The following is a 13,617-nucleotide window of genomic DNA, read 5'->3' as shown; positions in this document are numbered from 1 at the left end:
GTTAGCGCAAATTACTCCGCGCTTACCGTTGTCACCACGCCGCTTTCCGCCACCATTGCGCTGATGACCCGCTGGCTGCTGGCGTTACGCACTTTCACCATCTCGCCTTTGCGGCCATTTTTCAGCGCCACGCCGGGCATCGAGGCGGTGATCCCCGCGCTCTGGTAAACAATCATCACCGGTTGATCGCGCCCGACCAGCACCGGAGACACGAGTTCTTCTTTGGTGATTGGCCTGCCGGGTTGCAGGGCGTGTTTACTGCTGAAACCAATCGCGTCATCGAGAACCATCAACACATCGCGGCGCTGGGCGCTGACGTTGTAGGGCTTAAGCTCCACATCATTCGCGGTGAGCGGCGTATCGCGGGCAACCAGTGACTTCGTCATTACCACCGGCACCAGTACATCCGGGCGCACCGCCACGTTCATCTGCCAGCTTTGCGGGCAACTGACGGTGAAGTTCATCCGGTTGAGGGCGATTTCCGCAGGCGAAGTCAGCGTGACGCCGGGTGTTTTAGTACAGGGCGCGGCGGTCGCAATCTGCGAGGGAATGTAGATCTTAAAGGTGTAGCGATAGTCATGCCACTGCCGCTGCTGCGCCAGCGATTCAATTTTTTGGCTCGCGGCATTCAGCACCTGGGCGTTGACTTGTTCCCGCGCGCTGTGTTGCACGGGATGGACGGCGGCGTAGCCCGGTAAGGCTAGCGCCAGAAGGAAATAAAACTTCCGCCTGCAAAATTGAAAACTCATAAACCCTTTCTCATCAGTGACTTAAAAAATGGCATGGCGATTGCTTAGCGTATGCGGATTGAAGCAGGAGTGACGCAGGAAATGGGGATCAGTTTTCAACAAGCATTGGGAGTACATCCGCAGGCAGTGAAGTTACGTCTTGAGAGGACCGAGCTACTGACTGCGAATCTGGCGAATGTCGATACGCCAAATTTCAAGGCTAAAGATATTGATTTTGCCAGGGAGATGCAACGGGCAAATAACGCGGTGGTGGATGTCCAGTACCGTGTGCCGATGCAGCCGTCGGAAGATGGCAACACCGTGGAACTGAACAGCGAACAGGCGCGGCTTTCACAAAATAGTATGGATTATCAAAGCAGTTTGACCTTTCTGAATCTGCAAATCAGCGGTATCAGAGAGGCCATTGAAGGGAAATAAGCATGTCATTTACTGATATCTATCAGATTTCCGGCTCGGCGATGACGGCGCAAACGCTACGTCTGAATACCGTTGCCAGTAACCTGGCGAATGCCAATGCGCCCGCCAGCAGCGAGGCGCAGGCGTATAAAGCGCGCAGCCCGGTGTTTGCCGCGGTGTATCACCACAGCCTGCTGGCGGGTACACATCGTCATGCCATTGACGGTGCCAGCGTGCAGGTACAGGACGTGCTGCAAACCGGCGGGGCGGTGAAACGCTATGAACCGCATTCGCCGCTCGCCGATGCTAACGGTGATGTCTGGTATCCCGACGTCAACGTGGTGGAACAGATGGCGGACATGATGTCGGCCTCGCGCGATTTCGAAACCAATGTCGATGTGCTCAACAACGTGAAAAGTATGCAGCAAAGTTTGCTGAAACTGGGAGAAGCCTGATGAATACCCTGGCGCTGAATGCGCAATCGCCGCAACCCACCGCCACGGCGGAAAGCAACAACGTGGCGGCCAGCGACACGCAAAGCAGCAGCGATAGCTCGCCCGTCGATACTTTCCTGACGCTGTTTGTCGCCGAGATCCAAAACCAGGACCCAACCGACCCGACCGACGCTACCGAATATATCGACCAGCTGTCGTCGATGGCGCAGGTGGCGATGATGGAAGAGATGAGCGTGCAGGCGAATACCAATGCGGTGCTGATGAGCAACATCCAGGTGATGGCGCTCGGTAACCTGGTGGGCGACGACATTATGGTGCAGACCACCGCCTTGCAGGTGAGCGACCAGACCATTAACGGTCGCGCCACGCTTGACGACGCCTGTACCACTGCCGATCTCCACTTTACCGATGCCGCAGGCGATGACTACACCGTCTCGCTGATCCCGCAAGGGAGTTCGTCCGTCGGGCCAGGCCAGGTCGATTTCTCGGTGAATCCCGCCGATTACGGCATCCCGCCGGGCGATTACGACGTCTCGGTGGTCACCAACACCGGGGAAGAAGAGGTGCCGATTGAAGTCTCCGGCGAAGTGGAAGATGTGCGCATCCCGCTCGACGGCAGCTCTCCGGTGCTCAACGTTGCAGGCGTGGGCGAAGTACCGTTCACCATGATTAGCCAGTTTGGCGTACCCGATGCCGACAGTGATGTGGCGTGATGTCCGGTGCCAAATTGCCTGATGCGCTTCGCTTATCAGGCCTACATGAAACTGCAATGTATTGAATCTGCATGGTTTTGTAGGCCGGATAAGGCGTTCACGCCGCATCCGGCAAAACAACGGACACGCTGTCAAAATTTGAATTAACAGGAAGACACAATGAGTTATGAAATTGCCGCAACGGGGCTGAATGCCGTTAACGAACAGCTCGACGGGATCAGTAACAACATCGCCAACGCCGGAACGGTGGGCTATAAGTCGATGACTACCCAGTTTTCCGCCATGTATGCCGGAAGCCAGGCGATGGGCGTCAGTGTGGTGGGCACCGCGCAGAGCATTTCGCGCGGCGGTTCGCTGATCTCCACCGGTAATGCGCTGGATCTGGCGATTAACGACGACGGGTTTTTTGTTACCTGCGACAGCGCGGGCAATATCTCGTATACCCGCGCCGGATCGTTTGAAACCGACAAAAACGGCTATATCGTTAACGCCTCGGGCGACTATTTACAGGGTTATCCGGTCGATGACAGCGGCACCCTGCAAACCGGTACGGTGACGGATATCCAGATCAAAACCGGCAATATCCCGGCGCAGGCCAGCAGCAGCCTGACCTTTACTGCCAACTTCGATGCCAGCGATGCGGCTATCGACCGTACAACCGTGCCGTTCGATCCAACCAACAGCAGCTCGTATACAGACAGCTACACCACCACGGTGTATGACTCATTGGGTAACGAACACTCGGTATGCCAGTACTTCACTAAAACCAGCGATAACACCTGGGAAGTGCAATACACCTTCGACGGTCAGCAGCAGACTGGCGTTCCGGCGACGACCTTAATCTTCGACCCGAACACCGGTAAGCTGACTTCGCCAACCACGCCGCAGACCATTGAGTTCCAGACCGACGCCGCCGCACCTATCGACTTAACCGTCGATTACACCACTTGTACGCAATACGGCTCGGACTTCTCGGTCACCACCAATGCCGCCAACGGCTACGCCTCCGCAACGCAAAACGGCGTGCAGGTTGATGACGATGGCAAAGTTTACGCCACCTACAGCAACGGCGAGCGCATGTTGCAGGGGCAGGTGGTGCTGGCGACTTTCCCGAATGAAAACGGACTCGAAGCGGTGAGCGGCACCGCGTGGGTACAAACCGGGGAATCCGGCACCCCGCTGATTGGCGTTCCTGGCTCCGGCACTTGCGGCACGCTCTCATCGGGCGTGCTCGAAAGCTCTAACGTCGATATCACCAGCGAACTGGTCAACCTGATGACCGCCCAGCGTAACTATCAGGCCAACACCAAAGTTATCGCTACCAGCACACAGCTCGATGACGCGCTGTTCCAGGCAATGTAATGGACCGTTTGATTTATACCGCCCTGAGCGGGGCTTCTCAGACTTTGTACGAGCAGCAAATTAGCGCCAACAACCTGGCGAACGTCAACACCAACGGTTTTCGCGCCGATATGGCGATGGCGACCAACAACAAGGTGAAAGGCGGCGGCTTCGACACGCGCTATATGGCGCAGGAAGGGGCCAGCGGCGTGAACGACAGCACGGGTGTGGCGGAGAAAACCGAACGCCCGCTGGACGTGGCGATTCAGGGGGCAGGTTACATTGCGGTGCAGGATAAAAACGGCAACGAAGTGTATACCCGCAACGGCAACATTCAGCAGGACGACCAGGGGCAACTGACTATCGACGGCAATCTGGTGCTGGGGGATAACGGGCCGATCATTCTGCCGCCGAACGCCATCGCTTCGTTTGGCAGCGACGGCACGCTGTCGGTGACGCCCGATGACGGCGACGTGACCGCGACGATGGATATCGATCGCCTGAAGCTGGTGGATATCCCGGTCGCTAACCTGGCAAAAAATCCTGAAGGGATGCTGGTGACTGCCGACGGCGTACCGGCCCAGCGCGATGAAAATATCAAAGTCAGCGGCGGTTTTCTCGAAGGCAGCAACGTCTCAGCGGTGAGCGAAATGATGTCGTCCATCGCCATGAACCGCCAGTTTGAAGCGCAGATCAAGATGATGAAAACCGCCGAAGATATCAGCGACGCGGGCAACCGCTTATTGCGCGGCTCGTAACCGCACATCGTAGGCCGGATAAGGCGTTCACGCTGCATCCGGCAACCGCGGCCCAAAAATAACACGGAATTTACCACCATGAACGCAGCATTATGGATCAGCAAAACCGGCCTCTCGGCGCAGGATGCTGAAATGAGCGCGATTGCCAACAACATCGCCAACGTTAATACCACCGGCTTCAAGCGCGACCGGGTGATGTTTCAGGATCTGTTCTACCAGACCCAGGAAGCGCCGGGCGCGATGCTCGACCAGAACAACATCATGCCGACCGGGCTGCAATTCGGTAGCGGCGTGCGCATTGTCGGTACCCAGAAAACCTTCACCGAAGGCAACGTCGAAACCACCGACAACGCGATGAATGTCGCCATTATGGGGCAGGGATTTTTGCAGGTGCAAAAGGCTAACGGCGATATCGCCTATACCCGCGATGGCAACTTGCAGGTGAACGCCGACGGCGTGCTGACCAACTCGCAGGGCTTGCCGTTGCAGCCGGAAATCGACGTTCCGGCAGGGGCCACCAACGTCGCGTTTGGTGAGGATGGCACAGTGACGGCGATCTTACCCGGCGACAGCGACGCGACCGAGTTAGGGCAACTGACGCTGGTTAACTTCGCCAACCCGGCGGGGCTTTCCGCCGAGGGCGACAACCTGTATCTGGAAACCGCCGCCAGCGGTCAGCCGACAGAAGGTGTGCCGGGCGAAGATGGGCTTGGCACTTTGCAGGACAACGCACTGGAAGGCTCGAACGTGGATATCGTCAACGAAATGGTGGCGATGATTACGGTGCAACGCGCGTACGAGATGAACGCCAAAATGGTGTCGGCGGCGGACGATATGTTGCAGTACATCAGCCAGACGCTGTAAGGCGAAATGTCGGATGCGACGCTGACGCCCTTGTAGGCACGATAAGCGAGTGGACGGTGCACATAGTTTGGTTGATTAACCGTTTATAAACCGTCCACACGCGCATCGGGCAATGTGCACACGCTTGTTGTCGGATGCGACGCTGACGCGTCTTATCCGACCTACAAGAGCACATAACTCACTGTATTTAAAACAGGCAGAACGTGAAAAATTATCTCTGGCTGGTGGCACTGCTTCCCCTGCTTAGCGGGTGTGAATCGCAGGCCATTCTGGTCAAAAAAGACGACGCATACTTTGCGCCACCGAAAACCGAAGCACCGCCTCCGGCAGACGGGCGTGCTGGCGGTGTATTTGAAACTGGCTACAACTGGTCGATGACCGCCGATCGGCGGGCTTATCGCGTGGGCGATATCCTGACGGTGATCCTCGAAGAATCCACCCAGTCGAGCAAACAGGCGAAAACCAACTTCGGCAAAAGCAACACCGTCGATATCGGCGCACCGACCATTTTTGGTCACACTAAAGATAAGCTTTCCGGCTCTATCGACGCCAACCGCGACTTTGACGGCAGCGCCACTTCCCAGCAGCAGAACAGCCTGCGCGGGGAGATCACCGTTTCCGTCCATGCGGTGCAGCCCAACGGCATCCTGGAAATTCGCGGCGAGAAATGGCTCACCCTCAACCAGGGCGATGAGTACATCCGCTTAAGCGGCCTGGTGCGCGCCGACGACATCCAGAACGACAACTCGGTTTCCTCCCAGCGGATCGCCGACGCCCGTATCTCCTATGCCGGACGTGGCGCGTTAAGCGACGCCAATGCCGCAGGCTGGCTGACGCGGTTGTTTAACCATCCTCTGTTCCCGATTTAATGCCGGAGAGTGCAATGCAAAACTGGATAAAAACAGTGGTCGTAGCCGTAAGCCTGGCGCTACCCGGCGTGGTGCTGGCGCAATCGCTGGAGTCACTGGTTAACGTACAGGGCGTGCGTGAAAACCAACTGGTCGGCTACAGCCTGGTGGTCGGCCTCGACGGTACCGGTGATAAAAACCAGGTCAAATTCACCAACCAGACCATCACCAATATGCTGCGCCAGTTCGGCGTGCAATTGCCGAATAAAATCGACCCGAAGGTGAAAAACGTCGCCGCAGTGGCGGTGAGCGCCACGTTGCCGCCGATGTACTCGCGCGGGCAGACCATTGATGTCACCGTCTCGTCGATTGGCGATGCGAAAAGTATTCGTGGCGGCACCTTGCTGCTGACGCAGTTGCACGGCGCAGATGGTGAAGTGTATGCCCTGGCACAGGGCAGCGTGGTGGTCGGCGGGATGAACGCCACCGGGGCCAGCGGTTCCAGCGTAACGGTTAATACGCCAACCGCCGGGTTAATTCCTAACGGCGCGACGGTGGAGCGCGAGATCCCCAGCGATTTTCAGATGGGCGATACCATCACGCTTAATCTGAAACGCCCGTCGTTTAAAGACGCCAACAACATAGCGGCGGCGATTAACGCCTCGTTTGGCGGGATTGCCATGGCGCAGAGTTCCACCAACGTTACCGTACGCGCGCCCACCAGCCCCGGCGCGCGGGTGGCGTTTATGTCGCAACTGGACGATGTGCAGGTGCAGGCGGAGAAAATCCGCGCCCGTGTGGTGTTCAACTCGCGCACCGGCACGGTGGTAATGGGCGATGGCGTTGCGCTACACGCGGCGGCGGTATCGCACGGCAGTTTGACCGTTTCGATTAACGAAACCAGCAACGTCAGCCAGCCGAATGCCTTTGCGGGCGGGCGCACGGCGGTAACGCCGCAGAGCAATATCGCGGTGAATCATGCCCGTCCGGGCGTGGTGAGTTTGCCGGAGTCGAGCAGCCTGAAAACGCTGGTCAATGCGTTGAACAGTTTAGGCGCGACGCCGGACGACATTATGTCGATTTTGCAGGCGCTGCATGAAGCGGGTGCGCTGGATGCCGATCTGGAGGTGATCTGATGAAAATCAACGCCAGCGGCGGGATTGACGGCAGCGATGCATTAATGGGGCCGAAGGTTCAGGCTAATGATATTAAGCAGGCCGCGGAACAGTTTGAGGCGATTTTTTTACGCAACATGCTGAAAGAGATGCGCAAAACCAACGAGTTGTTTGATTCGAAAGATAACCCATTTAACAGCGATTCGGTGCGCATGATGCAGGGGTTTTATGACGATGAGTTGTGTAACACCCTGGCGCAGCAGCACGGGATTGGGATCGCGGCGATGATTGTGAAGCAGTTGTCGCCAAAGCATAAATGAGGCTCCGACGTTCGGTGCCTGATGCGACGCTGGCGCGTCTTATCAGGCCTACGAGTCGCCCGTATGTAGGCCGGATAAGGCGTCCACGCCGCATCCGGCGTTCGGCACCCGGTTTACGGAACTTAAGAATCCCCAACTTTACGCCGCTTTTAACCGGCACGATTTACCGGTAAGGATCCAACATGGACATGATTAACATCGGCTACAGCGGTGCATCAACCGCGCAGGTGGAGCTGAACGTCACGGCGCAAAACACCGCTAACGCCATGACCACGGGCTACACCCGTCAGGTGGCGGAGATCAGCACCATCGGTGCCAGCGGCGGTTCGCCGAACAGCGCCGGTAACGGCGTACAGGTCGACAGCATTCGCCGCGTCTCCAACCAGTATCAGGTGAATCAGGTGTGGTATGCCGCCAGCGATTACGGCTATTACAGCACCCAGCAGGGGTATCTCAGCCAACTGGAAGCAGTACTAAGCGACGATAACAGCAGCCTGAGCGGCGGCTTCGATAACTTCTTCGCCGCCCTTAACGAAGCGACCACCAGCCCCGATGATTCCGCCCTGCGCGAGCAGGTGATCAGCGAAGCCGGGGCGCTGTCGTTGCGTATTGATAACACGCTCGATTACATCGACTCGCAAAGCACGGAAATCATCAGCCAGCAGCAGGCGATGGTGTCGCAAATCAATACGCTCACCAGCGGCATTGCCAGCTATAACCAGCAAATCGCGCAGGCCGAAGCCAACGGGGATAACGCCTCTGCGCTGTATGACGCCCGCGACCAGATGGTGGAAGAACTCAGCGGGATGATGGATGTGCAGGTCAATATCGACGATCAGGGCAACTACAACGTCACCCTGAAAAACGGTCAGCCACTGGTGAGCGGGCAGCAAAGTTCGACCATCGCGCTGGAAACCAACGCCGACGGCACGCCGACCATGTCGCTGACCTTCGCTGGCACCACCTCGACGATGACCACCGACACTGGAGGTTCATTAGGCGCACTGTTTGATTATCAAAACGATGTGCTGACGCCGTTGACCGACACCATCAACAGCATGGCCTCGCAGTTTGCCGATGCGGTCAACAACCAGCTGGCGCAGGGCTACGATCTCAACGGTAACCCCGGCGAGCCGCTGTTTATTTATGACGCCAGCAATGCCGATGGCCCACTGACCGTTAACCCGGATATCACCGCCGATGAGCTGGCGTTTTCCAGTTCGCCGGACGAAAGCGGTAACAGCGACAACCTGCAGGCGCTGATCAACATCTCCACCGAACCGCTGGAAATTGCCAATCTTGGCAGTGTGACGGTCGGGCAGGCGTGCTCGTCAATCATCAGCAATATCGGCATTTACAGCCAGCAAAACCAGACGGAAGTCGATGCCGCGTCCAATGTCTATTCCGCAGCGCAAAACCAGCAGAGCAGCGTCAGCGGCGTCAGCATGGACGAAGAGGCGGTTAACCTGATCACCTATCAACAAATTTATGAAGCCAATCTGAAAGTCATTTCCGCCGGGGCCGAGATTTTCGATTCGGTGCTGGAAATGTGCAGCTAAGCGGGAGCACGAGAATGCGAGTAACCACCCAACAAACCTACGTCTCGATGACGCAAAGTTTTAATAATCTCTCCGGCGATCTGGCGCATGTGGTCGAACAGATGGCAACCGGTAAGGAAATTTTGCAGCCGTCTGATGACCCGATCGCCGCCACGCGCATCACCCAGTTAAACCGCCAACAGTCGGCGATTGAGCAGTATCAGAGCAATATCGACTCCGCGTCGGCGGGGTTAAGCCAGCAGGAGTCGATTCTCGATGGCGTCAACAACAGCCTGCTGGCGGTGCGTGACGACCTGCTGGAAGCGGCGAACGGCACCAATACCGCCGATTCGCTCGCAAGCCTCGGGCAGGATATTGAGTCGCTCACCGAATCGATGGTCGCGGCGCTCAATTATCAGGACGAAGACGGGCACTACGTGTTTGGCGGCACCATCAACGATCAGCCGTCGATTGTGGCCGTGGACGATGACGGCGATGGCGTGACCGACAGCTATAGCTACCAGGGCAACAGCGACCACCGACAGACCACCGTTTCGAACGGCGTGGAAGTGGATACCAACGTGGCGGCGAGCGATTTCTTCGGTAGCAATTTAGATGTGCTCAACACGCTCAATTCGCTCTCTCAGGAGTTGCAAGCCCCCAACGTTGACCCGGCCGATCCGCAGGTGCAGAGCGATATTCAGAACGCCGTTGATGTGGTGGACACCGCCTCGGACGATCTCAACGCCTCGATTGCGTCGCTCGGCGAGACGCAGAACACCATGTCGATGCTGAGCGATGCGCAGACCGATATCTCTACCTCTAATGATGAGTTGATTGGTTCATTGCAGGATCTCGATTACGGCCCGGCGTCGATCACCTTTACCGGACTGGAAGTGGCAATGGAAGCTACCCTCAAGACTTACTCGAAAGTGAGTGAGTTGAATTTGTTCAGCGTTCTCTAACTCTTTCAGGAACAGTATGCAGGTCGGACTTACATCTTCGTCACTCGCCACCGGCGGCGCGCATAGCGCTGCGGTATCGTCGTCAACCGTTGCGCCCACTCAGGCGGTGCGGCAAAAACTCCCGGCGACGGCGAGTGAATATCCGGCCTCGCCGCTGATTACCACTCGCCCGCAGCGTTACAGCGTGCAGCTTAACGACCAGCTCACCACGTTGCAGCAGGCGGATCACTACCTCGGGCAACTGGAGCAGCAGTTACTCGATTATCGTCATAGCCAGCGTAAGGGTGGGCAGGCGCAGAGTACGGCGCTGATGCAGATGCTGGACAAACGCACCGCGCTTTCCGGCGGTGCGGTAGACCGCCAGTTGCAGCCAGTGTTGCAAGGGGAAGCGCGAGTGAGCTTTCACTCGCCGGATCTGGTGAATCTGGTACACAATCCCACGCCGGGAACGCGTATGTTCAGCGTCTCTGACGGGCGGCAGACTCAACTTTCGGCGGTGATGTTGTCTGAGGATGACAACGCCGGGCAGTATCAGACGCGGCTGACCAACGCCCTGCGCCGCGTGGGCGTGCAGCTGCATCAGCAAGCGGATGGCATCAGTTTCTCCACCACCGAAAAACAGTGGCCTAACATCGAGCGCACTTTAAGCGTGCGCAGCGATGGTGATAAATCAGCGTTTATGCCGCTGAAAATCTTTGCCGAACCGTCACAGGCGGACCGCTTAGCGCAAAGCCTGCAACAGGGCGGGGCGGGAATTTCTCAGACGTTAGAAAGTATTAATCAGCAGCGCGCGCAGATGGCGGTACAACAGGAAAAAGCCCGCCAGTTGATCGACGGCATGTCCCGCTTCCCGCAAACGGAAAACGCCGTGCAGGCATCGGAAAACCTCGGCGGCGTGCTCGATAGCGCGAATCATAATTATCAGGTGTTATTGCAGGCGGTGAACGGTCAGGCGCGAATTTCCAGCCAGACGGTGAGGAATTTATTGGGGTAATTATCAGCCGGATAAGACGCCTTTAGCGTCGTATCCGGCATATATTGGCACTCATCAGCACTTCTGCACAGTATTTAACAACTTCTCTAAATTCTGATACATCGCGCTATTAATATCGCTGTTCTGCCAGCCTTCCACATTAAACGTTAATTGCCAGCTACCATTGCACTGGTTGCGCAGAACAATATCACTTTCCAGTCGGTTACGAACATATTTATAATAGGTTGTCATTGTCATATTATGCGCTGACAATAAATTATCGAGTTTGTCTTTCCCTGGTGCGAGGGTTTGTGACAGTAACGGTACGGAATTATTTTCTTTTCCAGAACTAAGGTGAAATATTTTTATTCTTGGACTGTTAATTGACTCTTTTACCAGCTGCGGGGCATCAGGTGTACTTTTCAAGTGTGAATACCCCACGGTCGAGCCAATAAATATAACAGCCGCGGTCAAGGCTAACCCCATCAGTCCTTTATGTTTTTTTCTAACAGGCACAGGCGGTGTTGTCGAAGATATCTCTCCTGGCACAGTTTCCTGTATCTGGTTGGTAATAATCAGCGCTTCCGCTGGCGATGACTCCGGCAAAGACACATACTCTTTATTGCACAGGTAACCTTTTTTCGGGATGGTTTTAATAATGTTCTGTTGTTTGCCATCATCGTCGATAGCAACGCGTAACGCATGGATCGCCGTCGGCAGGCTGTTTCCGCCGACAATGCGGTTCTTCCATACTTCGGCACATAAATAAGATCGCGATAAAACCACATCGGCATTTTTTGCTAATGTTTCCAGCAAAATAAAATGGTATTCGCCGAGACGACGTGTTTCACCCGTTTCGCAATGTATTAAGGCATTAAGCGACGGGTCCATCCGCCAGTTGTTGATAATAATACTCATAGTTGAGTTTACCTTAGCAAGGGATAAATGTTTCCTGATAGTGCTTTGCATAAAGCACAGTCTTATACGTCCCTGAGAAGATGATTTTTCTGCGTGATAACTAATATTTTATGGTAATAGGATTATTCTTAATCACTATATGGCGTGGAAATGTAACGAAATGACAGGACAGGTACAATAGCCAAATGTGTACTATTTGCAACGCAATGTAAATTTTGGCATCAGTACATTGAGAAGAAAACGCGGTAATTGATGATAATCTTAACTATATCAAGCAATTGATAAAGACATATTTTGATACCTGGCCATGTGGCAGATATTGCTAATAATCTTTTTATCTGAATTTAAACTCTGCTTTTTTTAGCTAAAAGTGGCATCAGATAAACCGCAGTGAAATTTTTTTTACGGCGATTTTAAGTTTGCTCCTGAGGTGTCGTTTTTACAGGGTATCGAAACGAAAACGATTAATCCCAAGGAGCAGTATCATGTTATCTATTAACACCAATAACGCCTCAATGGCCGCCGTTAATGCAATCAGCAAAAGCAGCTCTTCTCTGTCTACATCTATGGAACGCCTGGCGACAGGTAACCGGATTAACTCTTCTGCCGATGACGCAGCGGGCAAACAAATTGCTAACCGTCTGACTGCACAGTCAAGCGGTATGGGCGTGGCGCTGAGCAATATCAATGATGCCACCGCGATGCTGCAAACCGCCGACAGCATGTTCGATGAAATGTCTGACGTGCTGGGTCGTATGAAAGACCTGTCAACTCAGGCAGCGAACGGCACCTACAGCGACGACGACCTGCAGGCGATGCAGGACGAATACGACGAACTGGGTCAGCAGATGTCTGACATGCTGCAAAACACCACCTACGGCGGCACCAACCTGTTCGGTGTTTCCGGCACCAGCAACACCGGTACTGACGGCCTGTTCCAGAGCGCGGTAACCTTCCAGGTGGGCGCGGAATCTTCCGACACCATGACCGTGAACATTTCAAGCCAACTGAATACCCTGGTGACGGATCTTTCTGCTATCAGCAACTCCTTCAGTGCGGATCAGGCAGACACCACGGGTACTGCAGGCGTGTCTGGCGGTACTGAGCTGACTGCGTCTGGCTCGGCTAACCAGATGATTACCAGCATTTCTACCGCGATGGATGACGTTTCTCAGATTCAGTCCAAGCTGGGTGCGTCTATTAACCGTCTGAACGACACTACCAACAACCTGACCAGCATGCAGGACAACACCGAAGTTGCTATCGGTAACATCATGGATACCGACTACGCGACGGAAGCGTCCAACATGACCAAACAGCAGGTGCTGATGCAGACCGGCATCACCATGCTGAAACAGTCCAACAGCATGTCCAGCATGGTTTCCAGCCTGCTGCAGTAATGGCGGACTTGCCGGATGCGGCGTAAACGCCTTATCCGGCCTACAAAATATTGCAAATTCAATATATTGCAGAAACCATGTAGGCCTGATAAGCGCAGCGCATCAGGCAGTGTTGCGTTTGTCATCAGTCTCAACACCGCCTGCGGGCGGTGTTGTGCTTTCTGCGGCAGGCGTTTTTCCGCTAAAGCGGAAGCGTTCTTTCCGCCCATTTTTCAATCTATTGATTCTTCACATAAAAAATATTGGCACGCCTTTTGCCAATAA

The 13,617-nt window shown here is 55.1% G+C and carries 15 protein-coding genes; 13 read left to right on the top strand and 2 right to left on the bottom strand.

All coding sequences use genetic code 11. The features are described 5' to 3' along the window. Window positions 1-11: 11 nt before the first annotated feature. Window positions 12-749 (bottom strand): flagellar basal body P-ring formation chaperone FlgA, encoded by a 738-nt coding sequence (gene flgA / locus K0778_RS15125; RefSeq protein ID WP_000009754.1) that lies wholly within the window; start codon window positions 747-749, stop codon window positions 12-14. 81 nt (window positions 750-830) lie between these two features. On the opposite strand from flgA, the gene K0778_RS15120 reads away from it, so the two are divergent. The 12 genes from K0778_RS15120 (at window position 831) to K0778_RS15065 (ending at window position 11,056) form a co-directional block, all read left to right on the top strand. Further along, a complete protein-coding gene (locus K0778_RS15120; protein WP_063084596.1) occupies window positions 831-1,166 on the top strand; it encodes a flagellar basal body protein in 336 nt (111 codons plus the stop codon). 2 nt (window positions 1,167-1,168) lie between these two features. After that, window positions 1,169-1,600, top strand: a complete 432-nt coding sequence (flgC, locus tag K0778_RS15115) for a flagellar basal body rod protein FlgC (protein ID WP_000010949.1) — start codon at window positions 1,169-1,171, stop codon at window positions 1,598-1,600. Next, complete coding sequence (locus tag K0778_RS15110) at window positions 1,600-2,313, top strand: flagellar hook capping FlgD N-terminal domain-containing protein (RefSeq protein WP_001093675.1); 714 nt, start codon at window positions 1,600-1,602, stop codon at window positions 2,311-2,313. The genes flgC and K0778_RS15110 overlap by 1 nt, the downstream gene beginning before the upstream one ends. A 159-nt stretch (window positions 2,314-2,472) precedes the next feature. Beyond that, window positions 2,473-3,675, top strand: a complete 1,203-nt coding sequence (gene flgE, locus K0778_RS15105; RefSeq protein WP_153449095.1) for a flagellar hook protein FlgE — start codon at window positions 2,473-2,475, stop codon at window positions 3,673-3,675. After that, the gene (locus tag K0778_RS15100; protein WP_000375468.1) at window positions 3,675-4,412 is read left to right on the top strand and encodes a flagellar basal body rod protein FlgF; all 738 of its coding nucleotides are present in this window, start codon (window positions 3,675-3,677) and stop codon (window positions 4,410-4,412) included. The genes flgE and K0778_RS15100 overlap by 1 nt, the downstream gene beginning before the upstream one ends. 78 nt (window positions 4,413-4,490) lie before the next feature. After that, window positions 4,491-5,276 carry a flagellar basal-body rod protein FlgG gene (gene flgG / locus K0778_RS15095; RefSeq protein WP_000990538.1) on the top strand — a complete coding sequence of 262 codons (786 nt, stop codon included), beginning with the start codon at window positions 4,491-4,493 and terminating at the stop codon, window positions 5,274-5,276. A gap of 203 nt (window positions 5,277-5,479) precedes the next feature. Beyond that, window positions 5,480-6,145 carry a flagellar basal body L-ring protein FlgH gene (flgH, locus tag K0778_RS15090; RefSeq protein ID WP_063084595.1) on the top strand — a complete coding sequence of 222 codons (666 nt, stop codon included), beginning with the start codon at window positions 5,480-5,482 and terminating at the stop codon, window positions 6,143-6,145. 14 nt (window positions 6,146-6,159) lie between these two features. After that, on the top strand, window positions 6,160-7,260 hold the full coding sequence (locus tag K0778_RS15085) for a flagellar basal body P-ring protein FlgI (RefSeq protein WP_001181895.1): 1,101 nt from the start codon (window positions 6,160-6,162) through the stop codon (window positions 7,258-7,260). After that, entirely contained in the window at window positions 7,260-7,559 is a 300-nt protein-coding gene (locus K0778_RS15080) for a rod-binding protein (RefSeq protein WP_000700041.1), read from the top strand. The genes K0778_RS15085 and K0778_RS15080 overlap by 1 nt, the downstream gene beginning before the upstream one ends. Window positions 7,560-7,741: 182 nt before the next feature. Further along, window positions 7,742-9,118 carry a flagellar hook-associated protein FlgK gene (gene flgK, locus K0778_RS15075; protein ID WP_000367226.1) on the top strand — a complete coding sequence of 459 codons (1,377 nt, stop codon included), beginning with the start codon at window positions 7,742-7,744 and terminating at the stop codon, window positions 9,116-9,118. A gap of 14 nt (window positions 9,119-9,132) precedes the next feature. Then, window positions 9,133-10,062, top strand: a complete 930-nt coding sequence (flgL, locus tag K0778_RS15070; RefSeq protein WP_032083750.1) for a flagellar hook-associated protein FlgL — start codon at window positions 9,133-9,135, stop codon at window positions 10,060-10,062. A 16-nt stretch (window positions 10,063-10,078) separates the two neighbouring features. After that, window positions 10,079-11,056, top strand: coding sequence for a hypothetical protein (locus tag K0778_RS15065; RefSeq protein WP_001752087.1), 978 nt, complete (start codon window positions 10,079-10,081; stop codon window positions 11,054-11,056). A 54-nt stretch (window positions 11,057-11,110) separates the two neighbouring features. Here the strand turns inward: K0778_RS15065 and K0778_RS15060 are convergent, their stop codons facing one another. After that, window positions 11,111-11,953 (bottom strand): transcriptional regulator, encoded by an 843-nt coding sequence (locus K0778_RS15060; protein ID WP_032083752.1) that lies wholly within the window; start codon window positions 11,951-11,953, stop codon window positions 11,111-11,113. A gap of 485 nt (window positions 11,954-12,438) precedes the next feature. Here K0778_RS15060 and lafA point away from each other — a divergent pair, with 485 nt between their 5' ends. Beyond that, window positions 12,439-13,353, top strand: a complete 915-nt coding sequence (gene lafA / locus K0778_RS15055; protein ID WP_032083753.1) for a lateral flagellin LafA — start codon at window positions 12,439-12,441, stop codon at window positions 13,351-13,353. Window positions 13,354-13,617: the final 264 nt, after the last annotated feature.

This window comes from Escherichia sp. XD33 (assembly GCF_019375075.1).
Taxonomy (GTDB): Bacteria; Pseudomonadota; Gammaproteobacteria; order Enterobacterales; family Enterobacteriaceae; genus Enterobacter; species Enterobacter flexneri_A.
This window is presented reverse-complemented; position numbering and strand designations above follow the sequence as displayed.

What these genes read in the sequence shown, in the direction of transcription:
- K0778_RS15080 (WP_000700041.1), top strand. Translation starts at nt 7,260, where the DNA reads ATGAAAATCAACGCCAGCGGCGGGATTGACGGCAGCGATGCATTAATG.
- K0778_RS15120 (WP_063084596.1), top strand. Translation starts at nt 831, where the DNA reads ATGGGGATCAGTTTTCAACAAGCATTGGGAGTACATCCGCAGGCAGTG.
- flgG (WP_000990538.1), top strand. Translation starts at nt 4,491, where the DNA reads ATGAACGCAGCATTATGGATCAGCAAAACCGGCCTCTCGGCGCAGGAT.
- K0778_RS15110 (WP_001093675.1), top strand. Translation starts at nt 1,600, where the DNA reads ATGAATACCCTGGCGCTGAATGCGCAATCGCCGCAACCCACCGCCACG.
- K0778_RS15060 (WP_032083752.1), bottom strand. Translation starts at nt 11,953, where the DNA reads ATGAGTATTATTATCAACAACTGGCGGATGGACCCGTCGCTTAATGCC.
- flgC (WP_000010949.1), top strand. Translation starts at nt 1,169, where the DNA reads ATGTCATTTACTGATATCTATCAGATTTCCGGCTCGGCGATGACGGCG.
- flgA (WP_000009754.1), bottom strand. Translation starts at nt 749, where the DNA reads ATGAGTTTTCAATTTTGCAGGCGGAAGTTTTATTTCCTTCTGGCGCTA.
- K0778_RS15065 (WP_001752087.1), top strand. Translation starts at nt 10,079, where the DNA reads ATGCAGGTCGGACTTACATCTTCGTCACTCGCCACCGGCGGCGCGCAT.
- K0778_RS15085 (WP_001181895.1), top strand. Translation starts at nt 6,160, where the DNA reads ATGCAAAACTGGATAAAAACAGTGGTCGTAGCCGTAAGCCTGGCGCTA.
- flgL (WP_032083750.1), top strand. Translation starts at nt 9,133, where the DNA reads ATGCGAGTAACCACCCAACAAACCTACGTCTCGATGACGCAAAGTTTT.
- flgE (WP_153449095.1), top strand. Translation starts at nt 2,473, where the DNA reads ATGAGTTATGAAATTGCCGCAACGGGGCTGAATGCCGTTAACGAACAG.
- K0778_RS15100 (WP_000375468.1), top strand. Translation starts at nt 3,675, where the DNA reads ATGGACCGTTTGATTTATACCGCCCTGAGCGGGGCTTCTCAGACTTTG.
- flgK (WP_000367226.1), top strand. Translation starts at nt 7,742, where the DNA reads ATGGACATGATTAACATCGGCTACAGCGGTGCATCAACCGCGCAGGTG.
- lafA (WP_032083753.1), top strand. Translation starts at nt 12,439, where the DNA reads ATGTTATCTATTAACACCAATAACGCCTCAATGGCCGCCGTTAATGCA.